The sequence below is a fragment of the Mesorhizobium sp. M1227 genome (assembly GCF_040318315.1).
In the GTDB taxonomy this organism is placed as follows: domain Bacteria; phylum Pseudomonadota; class Alphaproteobacteria; order Rhizobiales; family Rhizobiaceae; genus Mesorhizobium.
In genome coordinates this window covers 1-1,496 of record NZ_JAMYLZ010000096.1, presented here as the reverse complement: position 1 = coordinate 1,496, position 1,496 = coordinate 1, and the positions used below count along the sequence as shown (strand labels likewise).

General features: G+C 52.6%; 1 protein-coding gene. It reads left to right on the top strand.

Annotated features, from left to right (window positions below; genetic code table 11):
- The first annotated feature begins 235 nt into the window (after positions 1 to 235).
- Positions 236 to 1,291, top strand: coding sequence for a hypothetical protein (locus NKH28_RS34250; protein ID WP_352981456.1), 1,056 nt, complete (start codon positions 236 to 238; stop codon positions 1,289 to 1,291).
- The last annotated feature ends 205 nt before the right edge of the window (positions 1,292 to 1,496 follow it).

The following is a 1,496-nucleotide window of genomic DNA, read 5'->3' as shown; positions in this document are numbered from 1 at the left end:
TGCCAAAGGCTCCGCGCCAGCGCCCGTCGCTTCACCCGCCCAGCAGGGCACAACCCACGCCGGAAACGAACTCAAAACTGGATAGAAACTGGGGGCAACGTCAATGGAGGTTCATCGCATTGGTCATAGGCAATTTGGTTGGCAACGGAGATTTGCTAGCGTTCCCGACATTTACCGGTACATATTCATTTACGGGCAGGGGGAGTGTGCCGATTACTTCGAAAAGATCTACTGTGTGACCATCGCTGACTTCTTTGCAGTTGCTTTCAGTTATTTCGCACATTTGATGCGGGGTCCATGGAGCCCACCAATTCATGACTTAAGTTTCTTGGGGATTTCGTCGGATGCAGTCGAAAAGAGTCTCAAACTCCTTTCCGCAGACATCTGGTCCGCTCGGCATGAATCGCGCCAACTTTTGAGTAAGTTCGAGGCCAGCGCCCGTTCAATTTTGCCTGTTATCTACCAACCTAGCCACCTGCGCATCAAACCTATCATCCGCCGGGATTTAGGCCTCCGGCAGCAATATATCGCGCCGCTGCCAGCGCTTATCATCCTGCGGGCCACTGTGGGCCTGTACTATGATCTCCAAGGCGGAGGCACCACTATTACCAACGAAGCTACGAAACGGTTCGAGGATTATGCCCGCCGATCGATCAGTGCGCATTGCCCAGGATTCGAATGCGCGCCGGCAGTGAAATACAGATACAAAAAGAACCCGGTCGAGACACCGGACATCCTTTTGATGCAGGCCGGGCGCATCGTCGCTGTCTTTGAATGCAAGGCCACTAAACTTACCTTTGAAGCTCAGTACGCCGACGATCCTGTAGAAAGCGCTAACGACGGCTATGCGCAGATCGCGAAGGCGATTTTTCAACTTTGGCGATTCTTTTCACATGTCCGACGAGGGATTATCAAATTCGACATCGATGCCGATGCTCCAGCGGTGGTTCTCACCATGGACGCGTGGACCCAGATGTCACGCCCACTCCGTGACCGGTTAATCACTGAGGCGAGGAAAATCTCTTATGAGAAAGAGCCTGATATGACCGATGAAGACAGGAGACATCCGATCTTTTGTCCCATCAGAGAGCTAGACGTTATGCTTACGCTCTCAAACGAAGAGCAACTGCTCGCAGCCTTCAGGGCTGGATGCGAACCATATTATCAAGGTTGGAGCATCGCCCAGGTGCGAGCAGACGCTGTGCCGACGCTCAAAGGGACAAAAAAATATGCGTTCGATCCGAGTGAACTGCTACCTTGGTGGGCAAAGAAGCTGGATGGTGCTGCTTGAAGGGGTAATCCGCCAGCCAAGAGGTAGTCGACTTTTACCCCTGACATTACCCGCAACTGCGTTTAGTGGCACCAATCAGATATCGGGACGTATCTAAGTAATTGCGCGGCCTGAGACATAGGTGACGTTTTGTACCGGACACATGGGTAACACTTTTGGCTTTTGGCCGGAGGTGTTGATGCCGTGGAGAGAGTGTTCGGTGATG